This is a genomic window from Klebsiella sp. WP8-S18-ESBL-06 (assembly GCF_014169755.1).
Taxonomy (GTDB): domain Bacteria; phylum Pseudomonadota; class Gammaproteobacteria; order Enterobacterales; family Enterobacteriaceae; genus Kluyvera; species Kluyvera ascorbata_B.
In genome coordinates, this window is the sequence record NZ_AP022256.1 from 107,595 (window position 1) to 126,935 (window position 19,341).

A 19,341-nucleotide genomic window follows, 5' to 3' on the forward strand; every position below is an offset into this window, starting at 1 on the left:
TACGATGGGGCAAAACCCGGCGATTGCTGATGAACTGGCTTTCCTGATCGAAATTAAAAATCTGGCGTTAACGCTATCCAGAAAAAAGGATGATGCGGTTATTGATGCCATTAAACAATGCGTTCTGCTGTACCAGCACTGTATTCCTGAGGGAAAACCTGCGATTGATTTTATCGAGCAGTTAATTATCACCGCTGAAAAAGAGGCGACTGATAGTGAGATAATCTCTTTTTCAGAATATTTGTCGACCTTCTGGCAATGGATGGTACAACGTCGACCATGGGATTTTGTTTATGTTGGTACTCGGCAAAATGTGGCGCTGATAGAGGGTATTCTGGATAAGGAACCCCTGCGCTGTGCGCGGGTTATCTACACCGATGAGGGCGCGGCGGAAGACTTATTGGCTGTGCCGCCGTTATCTCGTCCAGTACTGCTGGTGGACAATCAGGGTGAGCGCCACGTGGGCAGCGAAAATGGACTTGGGCTTATCAACATTGAAGCGGCGGCTGCATGCGCTGGTCATCTTGACGGTTTTCTCGGCGTTATCCGTCAGCATATTGATATGGTCGGGATCCTCAATAACAATCTGCAAAAGCTGAACAGCCATCCTCAATTTAATAAGGCGATCCTCGGTTCGTCTTTTGCATATTACGGCATGCACGATGCGCTATTGAATAACTCGGTGAATCTATCGATTGCGAGCGGTGATGCAACGTACAATAAAACGTTGGTCGAGCACTGCATTGCTGCGTGCAATGTGCGAGATTTCGTCATCGTGACAGGCTTTTTCGAACTCTTTCATGAGCTCTCAAAAGGGGCCAATAGCTATTTTCATTTGGCTTCCTGTTTTTTTAATGAAAATAGTATTCCGTATGATTACCGTCGACAATCAGCGTATAAACGGTTCGCCTTTCATTACGCGCGTGAACCGATCGTTGATTTGCTCAATATTGATATTGTTGCATGGGCAGCAAAGCGTGAAATTGCGGGGTTACGCCCGCACGTCTCATTAAAACCAGAAAAAAAAATCACTACCACTTCCCATTATAGTCAGGCTCTGGCGCGTCGTGAGGCTGACTATTTTGCCCAGTTTTATGATCGTGAAGGGGTCGCCGAATACAATAAGCTCATCATCCAGCAGATGGTTGAGCAGGTGAGCGTCGCTCAAGGGCATATTTATTTCGTTATTCAGCCCTTTACTCCGCAGTACAACGCATTGTTCCATAAGGAGATGCGGCAGCAGACGAAAGCGTTCCTGAGCGCTATTGCCGATAATGAATCCGTGTTTTTTATCGACATGTCCGAAGATCGGGATTTTGAGCCAGAGGATTATTCCGATGCGCATCACTTGAACTTTCGCGGTGCCAGGAAACTGCTGCGTAAGCTGGAATGGCTTCAGCTTTAGATCTGCATTCGTTGTCTGGCAAGGCGAATTTGCCAGACAACGATCCTACCCCTGCTGGTACAGCCAATTCTCCGGCGCGCTGGCATTCAGCACATTCCCCAGAATCTCCTGCTGCATATTCATCAACGCGCCGTTGTAGTCGTTGGCAATCTGGCAGTCGGCGGCCTGCTGCTGCAGCCCTTGCCAGAGGGCAGAAACGGAAGGCTGATGGGTGACGGGGAGGCGGGCGATCAGCGTTTTCATGCCTTCGGTGTTGGGATCGATGCCCAGACCGTTCAGATGCTGGTAGCGCTGCTGGCTGCTTTTCGACAGCTGCTGGTACAGCGCCATAATCTGCTCGTTAACCGCGTCCAACGACGCGGCGTCGCGTGCCACAATATGGTGGCGCTGCTTCTCAAGAAGGGCGGCCAGGGCGGGGTAGCGCTTGCGGTCCTCGGTCATGTCCTGAATCAGTGCTTTAACGCGCTGGGCTGCGTGAGTCATAAATTACCTCTGAAAATACTTCTGCATTGCGTCAGTCAGCGCATCAACGTTAACGCTGATTTTGCCGCTGCTGATGGCCTCTTTCATTTCGGCCACGCGCGCCATGTCCACTTCCGGCAGCGTGCTCAGCTGGGTTTGTGCATCGCCCAGTACGGGATCGATGGCGGCGCTGCGCGTCACGCTGGAGCCTTCCTGCGCCACGGTGCGGGTTTGTTCCGCGCTGCTTGCTTTATTGATTGCGGTGGTCAGGTTGTACTGTGTCGCGCTAACTTTCATCGCTTCGCCCTCGTTTTGATTGTTTATTGTGGTTGCGTATGAGCCTTGCCCTGCGGAAGCAGGACTTCCTGCGCCGTTGTCAGTAAAGAGCGGCCTGCGGGGCCGGTAACTTAAACGGAAGAGGAAGTTTTTTACTGCCCGCTGGCGTACACCATGTTCACCACGCCGATATCGGCGACGATGGCGCTGACCACGCGCCCGCTGCTCTCATTTTTCACCTTAATCATCTCGCCTTTGCGACCCTTCTTCATGGCTTCACCCATGGTACGGGCCTCCACGCCGTTTTGTGACGCCACCATCATGACCCGCTGGCCGCGGTCAACCAGCGTCGGCGAATCCAACTGGCTGAGCATAATCGGCTGGCGATCGCGCACGCGGCGTTTGACGGTCATCCCGATAACGTCTTCTGGTTTGGTCAGGTAGTCGCCGCGGGTGCTGCTGATGTTGAATTTGCGGATGGCGATACGGTCGGCGGTGATCACCTGGCCGCGATCGAGGGCGCTATCGGCGACGATGACCGGCAGATAGATATCCGGTTTGACGGTGACGGCAATATCCCAGCCGCTGGCATCGGCGCAGCGGACGTCAAAACGTAGGCGGTTGAGGTCGAGACGGTCGCCGCCGGGCAGAGAAACCGCCGGTTCCTGGCGACAGGTTGCGTACTGCGAGGCTTCCGCAGGAATAAACAGGTTCATCTTCGCCTGATATTCAGGCCACTGACGGCGTTTGGCTTCCTGGCGAACGATGTCGGCCGCGTGGAGCTGGACGGCGACGTAAATTTGCTTGCGGGCGCTGGTGGGGCGTTCGGCGGCGGAGGCGGGCGCACTGCTCGCCAGCGCCAGCAGGAAAAAGCCCGCGAGGAAGCGGAAATCCCGTTTCACACCTGCGCGAAATAAATGAACAAAGATATTATAAATCATGTAGTTAAAACCTTGGCATGAAAATTGCTATACGAAAGCGCAGATCGAGCAGGTTTTAGTTTCACGAGGGTGTGAATTGTGAGTATTACTTTTGACAAAGCATTGGGCGTTCATCCACAGGCTGTAGCACTTCGACTTTCCCGAGCAGAGTTGCTGTCAGCCAATCTGGCAAACGTCGATACCCCCAACTTCCAGGCTAAAGATATTGATTTTGCCTCTGAGATGCAACGCTCGCGGTCGAGTTTTTCTCAGCAGACGTCAGCGCAGGAGATGTATCGCGTGCCCTATCAACCCGCTTCGGACGGGAACACCGTGTCGCTGAACGTTGAGCAGGCCGAGTTTGCGAAGAACACCCAGGACTATCAGACGAGCCTGGCTTTTTTAAACATGAAGTTCACTGGCCTCAAGCAGGCCATTGAAGGTAAGTAAACCAACGCAGGTAACCACGGATTATGGCTTTTTCGGATATCTATCGCGTGTCGGGATCGGCGATGACGGCGCAAACCGTTCGTCTTAACACCATCGCCAGTAACCTCGCTAACGCGGAAACCGCCTCTGCGACCGAAGACGGCACCTATAAAGCGCGCCGCCCGGTTTTTGCAGCGGTTTATAAAAATGATGAGTTGATGCAAAGCCGCGCGCTGACCGGCGCGCGCGTGCAGGTGATGGACGTTATCGAAACCGGCAGTGCGGTACAGCGTTACGAGCCACATAACCCGATGGCCAGCACCGACGGTTACGTCTACTACCCGGACGTCAACGTGGTGGAAGAGATGGCCGACATGATGTCCGCGTCGCGTGGTTTTGAAACCAACGTCGACGTGCTGAACAGCGTTAAAAGCATGCAGCAAAGCCTGCTGCGACTGGGAGAAGCATAACGATGAACGTAGATAGCGCCTACACCGACAGCCGCGCGTCCAGCAGTACGGACGGCGTCGTCAGCAGCAATACCGCTTCCGGCATGAATACCATGTTTATGCAGCTGCTGGTGGCGCAGATCCAGAATCAGGATCCGCTGAACCCCACTGACGGCACCGAGTACGTCAGCCAGCTGGCGCAGCTCACCCAGGTGCAGTCGATGGAAACCATGTCGCAGCTGATGGCCAACAGCTCCGTGCTGATGGACAACCTGCAGACGCTCACTACCGGCAATCTGGTCGGGCAGCACGTGATGGTGCAGACCGGCTCGATTGAAAGCGACGGCGAAACGGTCCTCGACGGCCGTCTGACCCTGGAGCACGCCGCCAACGTGGTGACGGTGATCGTGAAAGACTCTGCCGGCGTGGAGCACAAGATTGAGCTGGGCAAACAGGAAGCGGGTCAGGTGGACTTTACCATCGACCCGGAAGAACTGGGCCTGAGCGAGGGGAAATACACCCTGAGCGTGGTGACCGATACCGGCGAAGAGAACGTGCCGATTGAAGTCGGCGGCGTGGTCAGCAACGTGCGCATTCCGCTCGACGGCAGCTCGACCGTACTGAACATCAACGGTCTGGGCGAGATTGCCTACAACAACATTACCCAGTTTGGCACCACCGCAAAAAATACAGCCTGAAGTGAATCAGGCAGCGAATTAAACAGGAACGATTATGAGCTTTAGTATTGCAACTTCCGGTCTGAATGCCGTTACCGAACAGCTGAACGCTATCTCGAACAACATTGCCAACTCCGGCACCGTGGGCTTTAAGTCCGGTCGCGCTGAGTTTTCCGCGCTGTACGCCGAAAGCCAGCCGCTGGGCGTGGGCGTCTCTGCCGTGACCCAGAGCATCACCAAAGGGGGCAGCATCACCTCTACCGGCACCGCGCTGGATCTGGCGATTAACGGCAACGGTTTCTTTATGGTTCGCGATAGCGCGGGGACGACCGCCTATACCCGTGCGGGCTACTTCGGTACCGATAGCAACGGCAACCTGGTGAATAACCTGGGCATGTACCTTCAGGGCTATCCGGTCGACGCCAGCGGCACGCTGCAGGTGGGTTCCATCAGCAACCTGACCATCAGCAGCGGTTCCATTCCGGCAAAAGCCACCGAGAGCATCGACTTTACCGCCAATATTGATGCGCGAGCGGAAGTCCCGGCCACCTCGCCGTTCGACTATAAAGACAATACCTCCTACAACAACTCCTACACCACGCAGGTTTATGATTCGCTGGGCCGTGAACACACGCTGAACCAGTACTTCGTCAAAACCGGCGAGAACGAATGGCAAGTGTACTACTACATGGACGATCAGCCGGTGACCAGCGGTGGTATGAATCAGGTGCAAAACCTGACGTTCAACAGCCAGGGTATTCTGACGGACCCGAGCGGCTCGGTTGCCCTGACCGCCGATATTGCGGGCGCTGACGCGATTACTCTGGACATGAGCTACAGCGGCACCACGCAGTACGGCTCCGACTTCTCGGTCAGTAAAAATAAAGGCGACGGCTATGCCTCCGGCGAGCGTACCGGCCAGGCGATTGACGAAGACGGCAGCGTCTACGCCACCTTCTCCAACGGGGAGCGCCTGCTGCAAGGTCAGCTGGTGCTGGCGAACTTTACCAACCCGAACGGTCTGCAATCACAGGACGGCACCACCTGGGCGCAAACCGCCAGTTCCGGCACACCGCTGACCGGCACGCCGGGTTCCGGTCTGCTGGGCTCCATCGTGTCCGGCGCGCTGGAATCTTCCAACGTCGACCTGACCTCTGAGCTGGTGGGGCTGATGACCGCCCAGCGCAACTACCAGGCGAACACCAAAGTTATCAGCACCAACGACAGCATGATGAGCGCGCTGTTCCAGGCGGTGTAATCGATGGATCGCCTACTTTTCACCGCGGTCAGCGGCGCCTCGCGCAGCCTGTCGCAGCAGGAGATTCACGCTAACAACCTGGCAAACGTCAATACCCAGGGCTTTCGCAGCGATCTCGATAAGGCGCTGACCCAGCAGGTCAGCGGCGAGGGGTATGCCTCCCGCTATCTGGCGCAGCCTACCCAGGGCGGCGTGGATTTAGCGCCGGGCGCGGTACGGGAAACCGGCCGCGATCTGGACATTGCCGTCAAAGGCGACGGGCTGATTGCGCTGCGCAGCGGCCCGCGTGAGGTCTACACCCGTAACGGCCAGATTGACGTCAACGCCGACGGCGAGCTGTCGGTAAGCAGCCTGCCGCTGGAGGGCGACAATGGCCCTATCGTGCTGCCGCCGTTCTCTTCCGTGTCGATTGCCGAGGATGGGGTCATCACCATTGTCCCGGAAGACGGCGACATTGCCGCGCCGATGGAGGTTGACCGCGTCAAGCTGGTGAATATTCCGGCCAGCCAGCTCAGTAAGAACGACGCCGGTTTTCTGGTCAGCAACGCCGCGTTCACTCCCCGTGATGAAGACGTCACGGTGGCCGCCGGACATCTGGAGGCGGCCAACGTGTCGGCTATCGGTGAGATGGTTTCCAGCATTGCGCTCAACCGTCAGTTCGAAGCGCAGATCAAGATGATGAAGGCTGCAGAAGATTTGGCAACCGCAGGCAACCGCCTGATTCGCGGCACCTAAGAAGACGAATTAAGGAATACAGATGAATCCCGCTTTATGGATTAGTAAAACTGGTTTAGCGGCGCAGGACGCCAAAATGACCGCCATCTCCAACAACCTGGCGAACGTTAACACCACCAGTTTTAAACGCGACCGTGCGATGTTCGCCGATCTGTTCTATCAGAACCAGCGTACGCCGGGCGGCCAGCTCGATCAGAACAACGTCTCCCCGACCGGTATTCAGTACGGTACCGGGGTCAAGATTGTCGGCACCCAGAAAGAGTTCACCGTTGGCAGCATTCAGAACACCGGGCAGAGCCTTGACGTTGCCATTTCCGGACAGGGCTTTTTCCAGGTCGAGACTGCCAACGGCGATATCGCCTATACCCGCGCCGGCAACCTGCAAAAAACGCCGGAAGGCGTGCTGACCAACGCCCAGGGCCTGCCGCTGATCCCGCAGATTGAGCTGCCGGACAACGTCAAAGATATCCAGATTGGCAAAGACGGCACCATTACTGCCACCGTTGCGGGCGAGGCCGATCCGGTTGAGCTGGGCCAGCTAACGCTGGTGAATTTCGTCAATCCGGCCGGCCTGGAAGCCATCGGCGGCAACCTGTATCTCGAAACCGCCGCCAGCGGTGAAGCGGTAGAGGGCGTGCCGGGTGAAGAGGCGTTTGGCCAGCTGGAGCAGGGGTCGCTGGAAGGCTCAAACGTGCAGGTCGTTGAAGAGATGGTCGACATGATCACCGTACAGCGCGCCTATGAAATGAACGCCAAAATGGTCTCTGCCGCAGACGACATGCTGAAGTTTGTCACGCAGTCGATGTAACGGCAGGGCAGTAAAGAGAACGCAATGAAAAAGCAGGTAGTAGTCGTTTTGCTGGCACTGATGCTGTCGGGCTGTGAAAGCCCGGCATTGCTGGTGCACAAAGACGACGCGGCGTATGCGCCGCCGGAAGATTTTGCCATGCCGGAAACCAAAGTACGCAGCGGCGGCGTCTACAACAGTGGCTATAACTGGTCGCTGATTCAGGATCGCCGCGCCTATCGCGTGGGTGACATTCTGACCGTGAAGCTGGACGAATCCACGCAGGCCAGCAAGCAGGCGCGGACCAACTTCGGCAAGAAGAACGACGTCTCCCTTGGGGTGCCGGAAGCCTTCGGCCACTCGGTCGATAAGCTCTCTGGTTCAGTAGACGGCAACCGTAACTTCAACGGCAGCGCCACGTCGCAGCAGCAAAACAGCCTGCGCGGCGCGATCACCGTGGCGGTCTATAAAGTGCTGCCTAACGGCGTGCTAGCGATTCGCGGTGAAAAGTGGCTCACCCTCAACCAGGGCGACGAGTATATGCGCGTCACCGGGCTGGTGCGCGCTGATGATATCGAGCGCGATAACTCGGTATCGTCGCAGCGCATTGCCAACGCGCGCATCTCCTACGCCGGGCGCGGCGCGTTGAGCGATGCCAACGCCGCTGGCTGGCTGGTGCGCTTCTTCAACCACCCGCTGTTCCCTATCTGACGGAGGCCATAATGTTGAAACGGATCCTCTTTTTGCTGTGTCTTTTCAGCGCGGGCGCCGTGGCGCAGCCGCTGCGTGACGTGGTGGATATCCAGGGCGTACGCGGCAACCAGCTGATTGGCTACAGCCTGGTGGTCGGCCTTGACGGTACCGGTGATAAAAACCAGGTGAAGTTCACCAGTCAATCGGTCACCAATATGCTGCGCCAGTTCGGCGTGCAGCTGCCGGCCAAAATCGATCCGAAGGTGAAGAACGTGGCGGCGGTGGCGATCAGCGCCACGCTACCGCCGGGCTACTCCCTCGGTCAGAGTATTGACGTGACCGTCTCGTCAATCGGCGATGCCAAAAGCCTGCGCGGCGGTACGCTGCTGCTTACCCAACTGCGCGGCGCCGATGGCGAAGTGTACGCGTTAGCGCAGGGGAACGTGGTGGTCGGCGGCGTGAAGGCCGAGGGCAACAGCGGTTCCAGCGTGACGATTAACACCCCGACCGTAGGCCGCGTGCCGAACGGCGGTTCCGTTGAGCGTGAAATCGCCAGTGACTTCCAGCAGGAGCCGATGGTGATGCTTAACCTCAAACGGCCAAGCTTTAAAACCGCCAACACCGTTGCCGTGGCGCTGAATAACGCCTTTGGCTCGGGCACGGCGACGGCGCAGAGCGCGACCAACGTCGCGGTACGCGCGCCGATGGGCGCCGGTGCGCGCGTCGCCTTTATGTCGGCGCTGGAAGACGTGCAGATTAACGCCGGTAAGCAGCCGCCGCGCGTGGTGTTTAACGCCCGCACCGGCACGGTGGTGATTGGCGATGGCGTGATCGTGCGCGCCGCTGCGGTCTCCCACGGCAACCTGACGGTCACTATTCGCGAGTCTTCCAACGTCAGCCAGCCGAACGCGTTCGGCCAGGGCCAGACGGTGGTCACGCCGGAGAGCGACGTCAGCGTTAATCGCGGTCGCGGCCAGATGGTGACCATTTCTGCCGGTACCAGCCTGCGCAGCATTGTGAATACCTTAAACAGCCTGGGCGCCGCGCCGGATGACACCATGGCCATTTTGCAGGCGCTGCATGAAGCGGGCGCGCTGGATGCTGAACTGGTGGTGATGTAATGCTGGATGCCATTAACCGCCAGACCGCAATTCTGCCCGGCGATATGACCGGGCAGGTAAAGCCGCAGAATCTTGAGCAGGCGGCCGAACAGTTTGAAGCGCTGATGCTGAAATCGATGCTATCGCAGATGCGTAAAGCCGCTGACGTGCTGGGAGAAGATAACCCGTTTAACAGTAAGCAGCAGCGCATGATGCGTGATTTTTATGATGACAAGATGGCGTCCGAGCTGGCCTCTCAGCGCAGCACCGGTATCGCGCAGATGATCATAAACCAACTGACGCCGCAAACCGCGGCACCGCTTAAGAATGACGCGCAGGTGGCCGCTTTACAGGGGCAACCGCAAGAACTTAATACGCCCGTCGTTCCCGTGACCCGAAGGGCAGGAGTAAGCCATGAGTATGATTAATATCGCCTATAGTGGTCTACAGGCGGCCCAGTTGGGCATGAACGTAACGTCGATGAACACGGCTAACTATCTGACCTCCGGCTATAGCCGTCAGGGCATTATTCAGAGCGCCGTTGGCCCAATGGGCGAAGCCGGCATTTCGCCCGGCAGCGGCGTGCAGGTGGATAGCATTCGCCGTATCTCCAGCCAGTATCTGGTTAATCAGGTGTGGCAGACCAATACCAAGGCCAACTACTACAGCATGGGCAACCAGTATATTGGCGCGCTGGAAAAGGTGATCGGTACGGACTCCACCAGTCTTGGTGCCGGTCTGGATGAATTTGTCAGCGCCATGAGCGCGCTGACGCAGCAGCCGGAGTCTCAGGCACTGCGCCAGCAGCTGCTGAACCAGGCCAATTCCCTGGCGACCCGCTTCAACAGCATGAACGACTTTATCTCCAGCCAGAAAACGTCAATCGGCACCCAGCGCGGGGCGATGGTCGATCAGATCAACACGCTGAGCGGCGGTATTGCCGACTACAACAAGAAAATTGTTGAGATGGATGCGACCGGCGGCAACAGTAGCGTGCTGCGCGATCAGCGCGATGAGCTGGTGAAACAGCTGAGCTCGCTGGCGGACGTGAAGGTGAGCGACGACAGCAGCGGCTACACCGTGGCGCTGAGCAACGGTCAGCCGCTGGTCAGCGGCAAAACCGCCGGTCAGCTGAGCGTTGGCACGGACGGCAACGGCAACTCAACGCTGACGCTGAAGTTCTCGACCAGCGAATTTTCGCTCAACCCGTCGGCCGGTGGCCAACTGGGCGCGCTTTACGATTACGAAGTGGGCACGCTAAAGCAGATGAGTGACGCCGTTCAGGGGATGGCATCCGCCGTGGCCGACATGTTTAATAATCAGTTGGCTGATGGCTTCGATCTGAATGGGCAGAGCGGTAAACCGCTGTTTACCTTCGATCCGTCAAACCCGGCCGGGATGCTTCAGGTTAACGATCTCTCGCCGGACGAGCTGGCGCTGTCCGGCGATCCGCTGGAGCCGGGTAACGGCGACAACCTTAACGCGCTGATCGAACTGAAAAACGAAAAAACCGATATTCCGGGGCTCGGCAATATGAGCCTGAGCGAAGGCGCGGCGGCGATTATTTCCACCATCGGTATTGCCAGCAAACAGAGTCAGACCGAGATGGAAGCGGCGACGTCGGTCAGCGCAGAAGCCCAGACGCAGCGCGACAACCTGAGTGCGGTAAACCAGGATGAAGAGGCGATCAATCTGCAGGTTTATATGCAGGCCTATCAGGCGAACATGAAGGTGATCGCCGCAGGGAACCAGGTCTTCAGCGATCTGCTCGGTATTTTCTAAACGCCATCAGGAGCACTAACCCATGCGTATTAGCGGTCTTAACAATTCTAACGCCATGCTGGCGCAGCTCGGCGTAAACGGCAATCGCGTCGCCAAACTGATGGAACAGCTGTCGACGCAAAAGCGCGTCAACGTCCCGTCAGATGACCCGGTGGCGGCTAGCCGCCTGGTGCAGCTGAGCCGCGAACAGTCGGCAATTAAGCAGTATCAAAGCAATATCACGAGCCTGAGCGGCGCGCTGTCGGTGCAGGAATCGCACATTACGGCAATGAGCAATCAGGTGCTGGCGGTAAGCGATAAGCTCAAGCTGGCGAACAACAGTACGCTGAGCCAGAAAGATCTGGCGAGCTACGGCGCCGAGCTGGAGTCGATGCTGGACTCACTGGTCGCGACAATGAATAGCAAAAATGAGAACGGCAGCTATCTGTTTTCCGGCACCATGACCGGCACGAAGGCCGTTGAGCTGGTGGACGGTCAGTACGTTTTTGGCGGGAACGATCAATCGCGTGAAACTCTGGTGGCCAACGGCGTGGCCATTACGGAAAACACCCATGTTGCGCAGGCATTTTCCGGCGCTGGCGACGATCTCAAGATGCTGAATATGTTGAAAGAGTTGAGCCAGAATATGCAGGATCCGAATATGAACTATGCGGATTATCAGGATGATATTTCGGCGATGATCGGTATGACCCAAACGACCAGCGATAGCCTGGGCGCGCTGTTTACCGATCTTGGCGGCCGTCAGAATCGCCTGACGCTGATTGGCGATGCGCACACCGACGTTAGCCTGTCGAATGCGCAGGTGGAAACCGACCTTAACGCAGCGGACTCGGCCACAACCACCATCAATCTTCAGCTGTACATGACATCAATGCAGATCACCAATAAGGCGTACAGCATGGTCAGCCAGCTTAATCTCTTCAGCATGTTGTAATCGGTTATGCAAGTTGGTTTAAAAACAGCCTCTCTGACCACCTCCGCCCCGGCAAGCGCCGGGCGCGGCGGTATTGACGCTCCGCACAGCGTTGGCCGCGTCAGCGCCCCTGACGCCGTTTCCAGAAGCAGCGCATTTCCCGAGGCGGCGCTGCTTTCGCGCCGTCCGATGCGCTATAACGTGCAGCTCAACCAGCAGCTCACGGCGGTGCAGCAGGCCGATAGCTATCTGGCCAAGACCGAAACGCAGCTGCTTCAGCTACGTCAGTCCACCGCGCGCGGCGGTGACGCCAGCGCGCAGGCTCAGGCGCTGCAAACGCATCTGGCACGCCGAACCCAGCTTTCGGGCGGAACGGTCGATCGGCATATGACGGCGTCGCTGGAGCAGAAAAGTACGGTCAATTTTACCCTGCCGGGCAGCGAAAAACTGCTGAGTCAGCCGGGGGGCGAAACGCTGGTGTTCTCGCTCGGTGGCCGCCAGCGTGAGATGGTGGCCGTTGCCTTGCCGGAAGACGCGACGCCGCGCCAGACGTTGATTAAGCTGAACGTGGGGCTCGGGCGGTTGGGGATTCACGCGACTCAGGCCGGCGGCCAGCTGACCTTCAGCGTTGACGAAAGCCGCTGGGAGCGGGTCAGCCAGCAGCTTACGGTACGTGGTGAGGGCAAACATTATCCGGCGGATGCGTTTACGCTCCTTGCGCCGCAGGCGGAAAGCGCCAGCAGCGACGAGATGCTGGCGCTGTCAACGCGCCGCGAGCGCGAAGGGCAGGTGAAGCTACAGCACACCCTCGACCATATTACCGGGCAGCGAAGTCGTCTGCGTCAGCAGCAAGAACGGGTCAGCGCGCGGATAAACGACATGGCGACGACCTATAGCCCGAAGCAGGCGCTGGAAACCTCGCGCGGCCTCGGTGAGGCGCTGGCGCGCAGCGGCAGCAGCTATACGGCGTTGTCGCAGGCGCTGGCAACGCAGGCCAACGTGCGCCTGGCGACGGTCAAAAACCTGTTGGGATAGGCCCGCGTTATTTCGGCATCGGGTAGAGGAAAATCGAACCGTTTTGCCCGACCACCAGCGATTGGTTGTTCAGTGAGATCGGCTCCATCCAGTAGTTGGAGTACATCAGTTGGTCGACAAGCCCCTCAATCATGAGCCCCTTTTGCTCCGCGCTGTAGAAGATGGGCGTCAGGTTAAAGTAGATTCTCCCCTGCTTTTTCTGCGTAGGGGTGAATTTACCCTTCAACACGAAACGATTGTCGTCCGGGTTAGTGATGGTTGCCATCAGCACGTTGCGGGTGGTTTTCAGATTGACGTTGTAAACCTCTTTACGCTGCGACATCAGATCGTAAAACCCCATCTGGAAGCCGCCCGTCACTGGCCCGGTGGGGAGTGCGGAGGTTGTCGCCAGCATGCTATACGCCAGACCGCCCAGCGCCGTCAGTGCGATTATCAATACAATCAGCAGATTAACTCGCTTTGCATGTCGCCAGTTCATTGAGCTTTCTCCGGGTCTCGCGCAGGATAAGATCGTTCAGCTGCACCGTATCGGTACGCCAGTGGTAAATCGCCATGGATAGCTGCTTTTTGTCGCAGCCGTTGCTCACCATGAAGCTGTAGTTTAACGATGAGTTATTGCTGTGAAAGTACACGTTCATCGTCGCGGACTGCATTTTTATCTGTTGGTTTAGCGCATACAGCGAGTCCTTGAGCTTGCTGTATAGATTGGTCGACATATAGCTTGGATCGCCTATTGCCTCAACCGCATAGATACGGATATTGCCGTATACCCCGGGCTGAACTTCACGCGCGACCAGACGTTCGCTGTAGCCGCCAAACAGCTGCCAGCAGAAGCCTGCCGTTGCGCTGGCGGTGATCAGCAGCGCCAGCACAAAGAGCATGACACCATAGCGGCGTTTGTGGGGGACCCGGGGGGCCACCGTCTGCACGGCCGGGGCGTCTTCAACGCCAGCCTCTAGCGGGCTGGATGCGGCGACAGGTTCTTCGGAACCAGAAAGCGGCAGATGTGCGTCCTGCTCATCGACGGCTTCTTCAGGCTCGTTGACCTCATCTTCATCTTTCTCCACGACGCAGCAATACTCGGCCTCAAGCAGATAGCCTTTGCGCGGAATAGTTTTGATAATTCTCTGGTTTTTCCCATCGTCTTCCAGCGCCGTACGCAGCGCGTGGATGGCGTTAGGCAGGCTGTTATTGCCGATGACCCGACGCTCCCAGACCAGGGTCGTCAGCTCTTCGCGGGTGAAGATTTTACCCGCGCCCTGAACCAGGATATCCAGCAGCTTGAGCTGGTATTCCCCCAGGCGTTTACGTTCCCCGGTGGTTAAATGGAGAATCGAGCCTGAGGCGACGTCAACCAGCCAGTTGTTTACGGAGCAATAGCGTTTATTCATTTATACGTTATGGATTCAACCACTCCAGCCATACCGTGATAATCCTGCGAGTACCTGAAACCCTCAGCGATTATCTGATTGAGTTGATAACTCCATTTAGAATTCTTAATGAATGCCGCGTGCCTGCGGGAGATAAAAGAGGACGTTATTTTCTTCCTGATGAGGTGTCAATATTACCGGTATTGGGAAAATTTTTCGTCCGTAATATACGCCAATAGGAAGGAATAATTTTTTCCTGCGTCCTTTTTACGCGATAAAAGTGTGATGCGCAACAGGCTTTTTAACAATAGTGGCGGCATAAACAGTGTCTGTTTTACGGGAAGTTAACAGCTATCGTTAAATAAAACTAATGTTAATTAGGTGATCGTTTGGTGAATTATATGTGTTATTGCTGTGATCTAAATGCGGATGTTTATTGTTTGCGCGGGCTGAAAAAATAAATATAAAGTGGGGCTTAATTTTTAATTAATCATGGTCGCCTGAAAACAGGTTTATTTTAAATCGATAATACCAGTAATAATGTTCTAGTAATAATATGTGAAGGGTTAATAGTGCTTATTAAATAAGTGGAATGTAAAGAATGGTCAGTGATGAAAATAAAAAGGAAAAAGTGAGATTTTTTTGCTAAGGCAGAATCAAAAAGGCCCCGTGAACCGTTTTTATTGCTGGTTTGCGCAACGCAGGATAAGCCTAAGGGTAGGTGAAGCGATTTTTATTAATTTTTATACTGATAAAAATCAGTGTGTTGCGATTTTTTATGCTGAAAAAACAGGCGGTCGATGTTTGCGGATTTAATCTTTGTTTCAGCCGTGTCGTCTTGAGTTATTACAACATCTGAATCACCAGGACGAAAAAAAGGAATCCTTATGTCTCTTTCTATTTTTACCAGCGCATCCTCCATGGCATCCACCAATGCGATGAACAAATCCAACAACCTGCTGTCCACCGCGATGGAACGTCTGGGTACCGGTAAACGTATTAACTCTGCGGCTGACGATGCGGCCGGTCTGCAGATTGCTACCCGTCTGCAGGGCCAGACCAACGGTATGACCGTTGCGCAACGCAACATCTCTGACGCGACTGCTCTGCTGCAGACGGCGGAAGGCGCGTTCGATGAAGTGAGCAACATCATGTACCGTATGAAAGACCTGGCGACTCAGGCAGCGAACGACACCAACGGTACTGAAGACCGCGCAGCAATCTCTGCTGAAATGAAAGAGCTGAACAGCGAACTCAACAACATCATGGGCAACACCAAGTATGCGGGTGAGAACCTGTTCGAGCCAGCCAGCGGTTCCACGGCGAGCGCGAAGTTCACTGCTAGCATGAACTTCCAGATTGGCTCCTCCGTTGATGAGAAGCTGACGGTGAACGTGGCAGCTGACCTGGCGACAATCAAAACTGACCTGACGACCCTGTCTGGCGGTTCCGTTGACGATTTCGACAGCGCACAGAGCATGATTAGCGACCTGGAAACCGCCATCGGCAACGTCGGTACGCTGCGTTCTTCCCTGGGTGCCAACATCAACCGTCTGGGCCACACTGCGGCTAACCTGGCGAACATGAAAGACAACACCGATCTGGCGCTGAGCAACATCCAGGATGCTGACTACGCAACCGAAGCGTCCACCATGACCCGCAACCAGCTGCTGGCGCAGACCAGCATGTCCATGCTGAAGCAGTCCAACAGCATGTCCAGCATGGTCATGTCCCTGCTGGGTTAATCCCTCGCGGATTCATGCAGGAAAAAACACCGCTGTATGGCGGTGTTTTTGCATCCGGCCCCTCCTTCCCCCTGCCGGAAAATGCGGAAATCCTTGTTCCTGCCTTTTATTAATCTATTGATAAATAACAACTTAAAAGTTGGCACAATAGTTGCTAAACCTATTGCATATCGATCGTGGCTTGCGTGCCTGGAGAACCTACTATGTCTGATTTTGACCCGACCTCACTGGCGAGCCAACTGGCGAGCTATGACATCCTTGCGCTGCAAAACTCGATCGCCAAACAAACCTCGTCGCTGGAAGCGCAAAACAAAGCGCTGGCCTCGCTGCGGACCGCAATGACGACCTTCCGCAGCTCCATTACCGCGCTGAACTCCAGTACGGCGAGCGTGCTGAAAAACACCGCTACCCTGAATCAGGAAGGCATCGCGACCGTCACTGCCAGCGCCAGCGCGCGGAAAGGGACTTACAGCCTGCACGTGGAACAGCTGGCCACCGCGCAGCAGAAGTCGTTTGGCGGGCTGGACGATGACGCCATTAAAAGCGCCACCGGTACGCTAAAGATCAGCCTGAATGGCGAAGACATCGAAATCGAGATGGACGGTCTTAACAGCCTGTCTGATTTTGCCGCCGAGATTAACAAAACCGATTTCCCGAGCGCTTCTAACGCCAGCTCGACGGCCAGCGGGCAGAACGGCATTACCGCTTCGCTGATGCGCATCAACGGTGAAGTTTCGCTGATTCTCAACAGCGATCAGAGCGGCGTGAAATACGATATCCAGATGGATACCAGCGGTATGACCAGCGGCCAGAATATCTTTGATACGCAAGACGTCATCACCCAGGGTAAAGATGCCATCTTCACTCTGGGCGACTCGTCAGCGAAATATTACAGCAGCTCCAATGACCTGGACGATCTGGTTGACGGCGTGTCCATCAAGCTGACCAGCCCCACCGAAGGCGGCAAGCCGCTGATTATCAGCGTTGACACCGACGTCACCGAAACGAAGAACCAGGTCCAGGCGTTCCTGGATGCCTACAACACCTTACGTGACACCATCTCAGGCTTGACCGCTACCGGCACCAGTTCCTCCGATCGCGGTGCTTTCGCCGGTGATGCCAACATTACCGCGTTAAATACCGAGCTCAGCAATCTGCTGCGCGGCACGTTTGGCGATCAGAACATGAGCAAGTTCGGCATCACCGCGGATAAAGACGGCAAATTCTCCTTTGACGCCGAAAAGATGGAAGAGCAGCTCAAAAAGGACCCGCAGACCGTGGCGCAGTTCTTTAACGGCAACGACGGCCTGATCAAAGCGATGGACAAGTCGCTGGATAAATACCTCAGCACCTCTACCGGGCTGCTGAAAGGGCGTCAGGAGACCCTCGACCGCCAGCAGACCGATATCGATAACAAAACCGCAAAAATGGAAACGCGCTATGAGTCTGCCTACAACCGCTACCTCAAGCAGTTCACGCAGTTGCAGAAGCTCATGACGCAGATGAATAACACCATGAGTATGTTTAGCTAATTTTTTAAGGGAACCGACGTTCAATGTACGGGAGTGAGCAGGAAGGCTTCGGCCTGTATCAACAATCCGATCTGGCCATTCAGGCCGCCGCCGCCAACCCGCACCAGCTGGTGCTGATGCTGTTTCGTGGCCTGATGGATGAACTGGTCAGAGCCAAAAGCCACATTGCGGCGCGTCGCTACGAGCGAAAGGCGCAGAGCATTAATAAGTGCATCGATATCCTCAATGCGCTGACCAGCTCACTGGATTTTGACAAGGGTGGCGAACTGGCGCTGAGCCTGGCGAATTTGTACGACTACTGCGTCTATCGTCTGTATGACGCCAGCAACCAGCTCTCTGCTGAGCACATTGAAGAGGTGGAAGTGATCCTCGGCAACATTCAGGACGGCTGGGAAAAAATGGGTCAGGCGGCATGAGTATGCAACATGCCATTCAGACGCTGACGCAGGCGCTTCGCCAGGCCACGGAAGATCATAACTGGCCTTCTGTGGCTAACGTTGACGGCCAGATTGCTGAGCTGTTGACCGCTATGCAGGGCAACACGCTGACGCAAGCAGAACGCCAGGCGCTGGAGAATCTGAAGAAGGTGCACCAGCAGGCGCGTGACTACTGTCAGGGGCAGAGCGATATGCTGGCCGCCAAAATGAACCTGGCCGCGCGCAACCGCGAAGGGGCGACGGCGTACGCGCAGTTTATGGACGCCGAGGGGATGCGCTGATGGATATTCTGAATCTCTCTCAGGGTGCGCTGAACGGCTCCGGCCTGCCAGCTCAGGCGGAGCCGATGGTGGGATCGATGGGTGAGAACGGCACGGCGCAGACGCCGACCGCCTTCAGCGATGCGCTCCTTAACGTGATCGACTCGATGATGGCCGGGCAGACGCTGCCGGGCGATCTGGCCGTGAGCGCGCAGCCGCTTTCGCTGGACGACGATGAAGACGGCGCCGATACGCAGCAGTTGAGCGGTGCGCTGTTGAAAGATGACGCCCAGCAACAGCTGCTGGAAACGCTGCTGATGACCAGCCAAATGCCGGTGCAAGCCCCCAGCTATATCCACGTGGCGCAGCCTGCTGATGACGCACTTAGGGTTAGCGCACAGCCGATACTGGCGCCGCAGACGCTGGCGATGAGCTTTACCCCGTCGCTGCAGCAGCAGCCCGTGGCCGCGACGAACACGAACATTGCCACGCCGGAAACGGCGGTCAGCCTACAGCCGAGCGCGCAGCCGCTGTCGCCGACGCTGATGACCGTGATGGCGCCGGTTACGCCAGCGCCGACGCTGGAAAGCAGCCACGGCGTTTCTTCTGTGACGACCTCAAGCGCGGCAACGCTGAGCGCCACGCTGAAAATGGATCCCGAGCCTTCCCGCTGGAGTGAACAGCTGCAAAGTGCGCTAGGTGAGCGTTTGCAGGTGCAGGTTAAGCAGCAGATTCAGCATGCCACCATCCGACTCGATCCACCGGATATGGGCAAAATTGATATTTCGATGCAGGTCGATAACGGCCGCGTGCAGGTGCAGATCAACGCCAGCCACGCCGACGTTTATCGCGCGCTTCAGCAGACCAGTAACGACCTCCGCCAGAGTCTGACCGAGCAGAATTTTGTCCAGGTCAACGTGCAGGTGTCCTCCCAGTCGGGCGGACAGCAGCAGGGCAGAGGACACTCTTTCACCGAGCAGCGCGATGCCATTCAGGCGGGCGCGGAGCTGACGGCCGATGCATCGACCGCGCAGGACTCCCGCAGCGATGACTCGGTCCTGATGACGGTGTAAGGC

The 19,341-nt window shown here is 56.4% G+C and carries 23 protein-coding genes; 18 read left to right on the forward strand and 5 right to left on the reverse strand.

Annotated features, from left to right (window positions below):
- Positions 1-4: 4 nt before the first annotated feature.
- The gene (locus H7R76_RS00500; RefSeq protein ID WP_182966694.1) at positions 5-1,405 is read left to right on the forward strand and encodes a hypothetical protein; all 1,401 of its coding nucleotides are present in this window, start codon (positions 5-7) and stop codon (positions 1,403-1,405) included.
- A gap of 45 nt (positions 1,406-1,450) precedes the next feature.
- Here the strand turns inward: H7R76_RS00500 and H7R76_RS00505 are convergent, their stop codons facing one another.
- The 3 genes from H7R76_RS00505 to flgA all read right to left on the reverse strand — a co-directional run bounded on the left by H7R76_RS00505 (position 1,451) and on the right by flgA (position 3,084).
- On the reverse strand, positions 1,451-1,888 hold the full coding sequence (locus H7R76_RS00505) for a flagellar protein FlgN (RefSeq protein ID WP_106924890.1): 438 nt from the start codon (positions 1,886-1,888) through the stop codon (positions 1,451-1,453).
- A 3-nt stretch (positions 1,889-1,891) separates the two neighbouring features.
- On the reverse strand, positions 1,892-2,191 hold the full coding sequence (gene flgM / locus H7R76_RS00510; protein WP_223878915.1) for a flagellar biosynthesis anti-sigma factor FlgM: 300 nt from the start codon (positions 2,189-2,191) through the stop codon (positions 1,892-1,894).
- Between the two features lie 104 nt (positions 2,192-2,295).
- Positions 2,296-3,084 carry a flagellar basal body P-ring formation chaperone FlgA gene (flgA, locus tag H7R76_RS00515; RefSeq protein ID WP_182929790.1) on the reverse strand — a complete coding sequence of 263 codons (789 nt, stop codon included), beginning with the start codon at positions 3,082-3,084 and terminating at the stop codon, positions 2,296-2,298.
- 78 nt (positions 3,085-3,162) lie between these two features.
- On the opposite strand from flgA, the gene flgB reads away from it, so the two are divergent.
- The 12 genes from flgB to H7R76_RS00575 are packed head-to-tail and all read left to right on the forward strand — an operon-like array spanning position 3,163 to position 12,921.
- Positions 3,163-3,513, forward strand: coding sequence for a flagellar basal body rod protein FlgB (gene flgB / locus H7R76_RS00520; protein ID WP_182966696.1), 351 nt, complete (start codon positions 3,163-3,165; stop codon positions 3,511-3,513).
- Between the two features lie 23 nt (positions 3,514-3,536).
- A complete protein-coding gene (gene flgC, locus H7R76_RS00525; RefSeq protein ID WP_106924894.1) occupies positions 3,537-3,962 on the forward strand; it encodes a flagellar basal body rod protein FlgC in 426 nt (141 codons plus the stop codon).
- A gap of 2 nt (positions 3,963-3,964) precedes the next feature.
- Positions 3,965-4,639: a flagellar hook assembly protein FlgD gene (gene flgD / locus H7R76_RS00530; protein WP_106924895.1), complete on the forward strand. Its 675-nt coding sequence runs from the start codon at positions 3,965-3,967 to the stop codon at positions 4,637-4,639.
- A gap of 34 nt (positions 4,640-4,673) precedes the next feature.
- Positions 4,674-5,876 (forward strand): flagellar hook protein FlgE, encoded by a 1,203-nt coding sequence (gene flgE / locus H7R76_RS00535; protein WP_182966698.1) that lies wholly within the window; start codon positions 4,674-4,676, stop codon positions 5,874-5,876.
- 3 nt (positions 5,877-5,879) lie between these two features.
- Positions 5,880-6,611 (forward strand): flagellar basal body rod protein FlgF, encoded by a 732-nt coding sequence (locus H7R76_RS00540; protein WP_182966701.1) that lies wholly within the window; start codon positions 5,880-5,882, stop codon positions 6,609-6,611.
- Positions 6,612-6,633: 22 nt separating this feature from the next.
- Complete coding sequence (gene flgG / locus H7R76_RS00545) at positions 6,634-7,419, forward strand: flagellar basal-body rod protein FlgG (RefSeq protein WP_106924898.1); 786 nt, start codon at positions 6,634-6,636, stop codon at positions 7,417-7,419.
- 24 nt (positions 7,420-7,443) lie between these two features.
- The gene (gene flgH / locus H7R76_RS00550) at positions 7,444-8,109 is read left to right on the forward strand and encodes a flagellar basal body L-ring protein FlgH (RefSeq protein WP_182966703.1); all 666 of its coding nucleotides are present in this window, start codon (positions 7,444-7,446) and stop codon (positions 8,107-8,109) included.
- A gap of 11 nt (positions 8,110-8,120) precedes the next feature.
- A complete protein-coding gene (locus H7R76_RS00555) occupies positions 8,121-9,212 on the forward strand; it encodes a flagellar basal body P-ring protein FlgI (RefSeq protein ID WP_106924900.1) in 1,092 nt (363 codons plus the stop codon).
- The gene (locus H7R76_RS00560) at positions 9,212-9,619 is read left to right on the forward strand and encodes a rod-binding protein (protein ID WP_106924901.1); all 408 of its coding nucleotides are present in this window, start codon (positions 9,212-9,214) and stop codon (positions 9,617-9,619) included. The genes H7R76_RS00555 and H7R76_RS00560 overlap by 1 nt, the downstream gene beginning before the upstream one ends.
- Complete coding sequence (gene flgK, locus H7R76_RS00565) at positions 9,606-10,973, forward strand: flagellar hook-associated protein FlgK (RefSeq protein WP_106924902.1); 1,368 nt, start codon at positions 9,606-9,608, stop codon at positions 10,971-10,973. Before H7R76_RS00560 ends, flgK begins: the two co-directional genes overlap by 14 nt.
- Before the next feature lie 22 nt (positions 10,974-10,995).
- Positions 10,996-11,907, forward strand: a complete 912-nt coding sequence (gene flgL, locus H7R76_RS00570; protein WP_106924903.1) for a flagellar hook-associated protein FlgL — start codon at positions 10,996-10,998, stop codon at positions 11,905-11,907.
- A 6-nt stretch (positions 11,908-11,913) separates the two neighbouring features.
- The gene (locus H7R76_RS00575; RefSeq protein WP_106924904.1) at positions 11,914-12,921 is read left to right on the forward strand and encodes a hypothetical protein; all 1,008 of its coding nucleotides are present in this window, start codon (positions 11,914-11,916) and stop codon (positions 12,919-12,921) included.
- 7 nt (positions 12,922-12,928) lie between these two features.
- On the opposite strand, the gene H7R76_RS00580 is transcribed toward H7R76_RS00575, so the two are convergent.
- Positions 12,929-13,399, reverse strand: coding sequence for a hypothetical protein (locus tag H7R76_RS00580; protein ID WP_182929794.1), 471 nt, complete (start codon positions 13,397-13,399; stop codon positions 12,929-12,931).
- A complete protein-coding gene (locus tag H7R76_RS00585) occupies positions 13,371-14,312 on the reverse strand; it encodes a winged helix-turn-helix domain-containing protein (protein WP_182966705.1) in 942 nt (313 codons plus the stop codon). The genes H7R76_RS00580 and H7R76_RS00585 overlap by 29 nt, the downstream gene beginning before the upstream one ends.
- 866 nt (positions 14,313-15,178) lie before the next feature.
- Here H7R76_RS00585 and H7R76_RS00590 point away from each other — a divergent pair.
- The 5 genes from H7R76_RS00590 (at position 15,179) to H7R76_RS00610 (ending at position 19,338) form a co-directional block, all read left to right on the forward strand.
- Positions 15,179-16,036: a flagellin N-terminal helical domain-containing protein gene (locus H7R76_RS00590; RefSeq protein WP_106924907.1), complete on the forward strand. Its 858-nt coding sequence runs from the start codon at positions 15,179-15,181 to the stop codon at positions 16,034-16,036.
- Positions 16,037-16,239: 203 nt separating this feature from the next.
- Positions 16,240-17,568 (forward strand): flagellar filament capping protein FliD, encoded by a 1,329-nt coding sequence (gene fliD, locus H7R76_RS00595; RefSeq protein WP_106924908.1) that lies wholly within the window; start codon positions 16,240-16,242, stop codon positions 17,566-17,568.
- A 23-nt stretch (positions 17,569-17,591) separates the two neighbouring features.
- Positions 17,592-17,984, forward strand: a complete 393-nt coding sequence (fliS, locus tag H7R76_RS00600; RefSeq protein ID WP_182966707.1) for a flagellar export chaperone FliS — start codon at positions 17,592-17,594, stop codon at positions 17,982-17,984.
- A complete protein-coding gene (locus H7R76_RS00605; RefSeq protein ID WP_182966709.1) occupies positions 17,981-18,286 on the forward strand; it encodes a hypothetical protein in 306 nt (101 codons plus the stop codon). Before fliS ends, H7R76_RS00605 begins: the two co-directional genes overlap by 4 nt.
- The gene (locus H7R76_RS00610; protein ID WP_227673936.1) at positions 18,286-19,338 is read left to right on the forward strand and encodes a flagellar hook-length control protein FliK; all 1,053 of its coding nucleotides are present in this window, start codon (positions 18,286-18,288) and stop codon (positions 19,336-19,338) included. Before H7R76_RS00605 ends, H7R76_RS00610 begins: the two co-directional genes overlap by 1 nt.
- The last annotated feature ends 3 nt before the right edge of the window (positions 19,339-19,341 follow it).

Coding starts and splice junctions, on each gene's coding strand:
- H7R76_RS00500 (WP_182966694.1), top strand. CDS start 5: ATGGGGCAAAACCCGGCGATTGCTGATGAACTGGCTTTCCTGATCGAA.
- H7R76_RS00505 (WP_106924890.1), bottom strand. CDS start 1,888: ATGACTCACGCAGCCCAGCGCGTTAAAGCACTGATTCAGGACATGACC.
- flgA (WP_182929790.1), bottom strand. CDS start 3,084: ATGATTTATAATATCTTTGTTCATTTATTTCGCGCAGGTGTGAAACGG.
- flgC (WP_106924894.1), top strand. CDS start 3,537: ATGGCTTTTTCGGATATCTATCGCGTGTCGGGATCGGCGATGACGGCG.
- flgD (WP_106924895.1), top strand. CDS start 3,965: ATGAACGTAGATAGCGCCTACACCGACAGCCGCGCGTCCAGCAGTACG.
- flgE (WP_182966698.1), top strand. CDS start 4,674: ATGAGCTTTAGTATTGCAACTTCCGGTCTGAATGCCGTTACCGAACAG.
- H7R76_RS00540 (WP_182966701.1), top strand. CDS start 5,880: ATGGATCGCCTACTTTTCACCGCGGTCAGCGGCGCCTCGCGCAGCCTG.
- flgG (WP_106924898.1), top strand. CDS start 6,634: ATGAATCCCGCTTTATGGATTAGTAAAACTGGTTTAGCGGCGCAGGAC.
- flgH (WP_182966703.1), top strand. CDS start 7,444: ATGAAAAAGCAGGTAGTAGTCGTTTTGCTGGCACTGATGCTGTCGGGC.
- H7R76_RS00555 (WP_106924900.1), top strand. CDS start 8,121: ATGTTGAAACGGATCCTCTTTTTGCTGTGTCTTTTCAGCGCGGGCGCC.
- H7R76_RS00560 (WP_106924901.1), top strand. CDS start 9,212: ATGCTGGATGCCATTAACCGCCAGACCGCAATTCTGCCCGGCGATATG.
- flgK (WP_106924902.1), top strand. CDS start 9,606: ATGAGTATGATTAATATCGCCTATAGTGGTCTACAGGCGGCCCAGTTG.
- flgL (WP_106924903.1), top strand. CDS start 10,996: ATGCGTATTAGCGGTCTTAACAATTCTAACGCCATGCTGGCGCAGCTC.
- H7R76_RS00575 (WP_106924904.1), top strand. CDS start 11,914: ATGCAAGTTGGTTTAAAAACAGCCTCTCTGACCACCTCCGCCCCGGCA.
- H7R76_RS00580 (WP_182929794.1), bottom strand. CDS start 13,399: ATGAACTGGCGACATGCAAAGCGAGTTAATCTGCTGATTGTATTGATA.
- H7R76_RS00585 (WP_182966705.1), bottom strand. CDS start 14,312: ATGAATAAACGCTATTGCTCCGTAAACAACTGGCTGGTTGACGTCGCC.
- H7R76_RS00590 (WP_106924907.1), top strand. CDS start 15,179: ATGTCTCTTTCTATTTTTACCAGCGCATCCTCCATGGCATCCACCAAT.
- fliD (WP_106924908.1), top strand. CDS start 16,240: ATGTCTGATTTTGACCCGACCTCACTGGCGAGCCAACTGGCGAGCTAT.
- fliS (WP_182966707.1), top strand. CDS start 17,592: ATGTACGGGAGTGAGCAGGAAGGCTTCGGCCTGTATCAACAATCCGAT.
- H7R76_RS00605 (WP_182966709.1), top strand. CDS start 17,981: ATGAGTATGCAACATGCCATTCAGACGCTGACGCAGGCGCTTCGCCAG.
- H7R76_RS00610 (WP_227673936.1), top strand. CDS start 18,286: ATGGATATTCTGAATCTCTCTCAGGGTGCGCTGAACGGCTCCGGCCTG.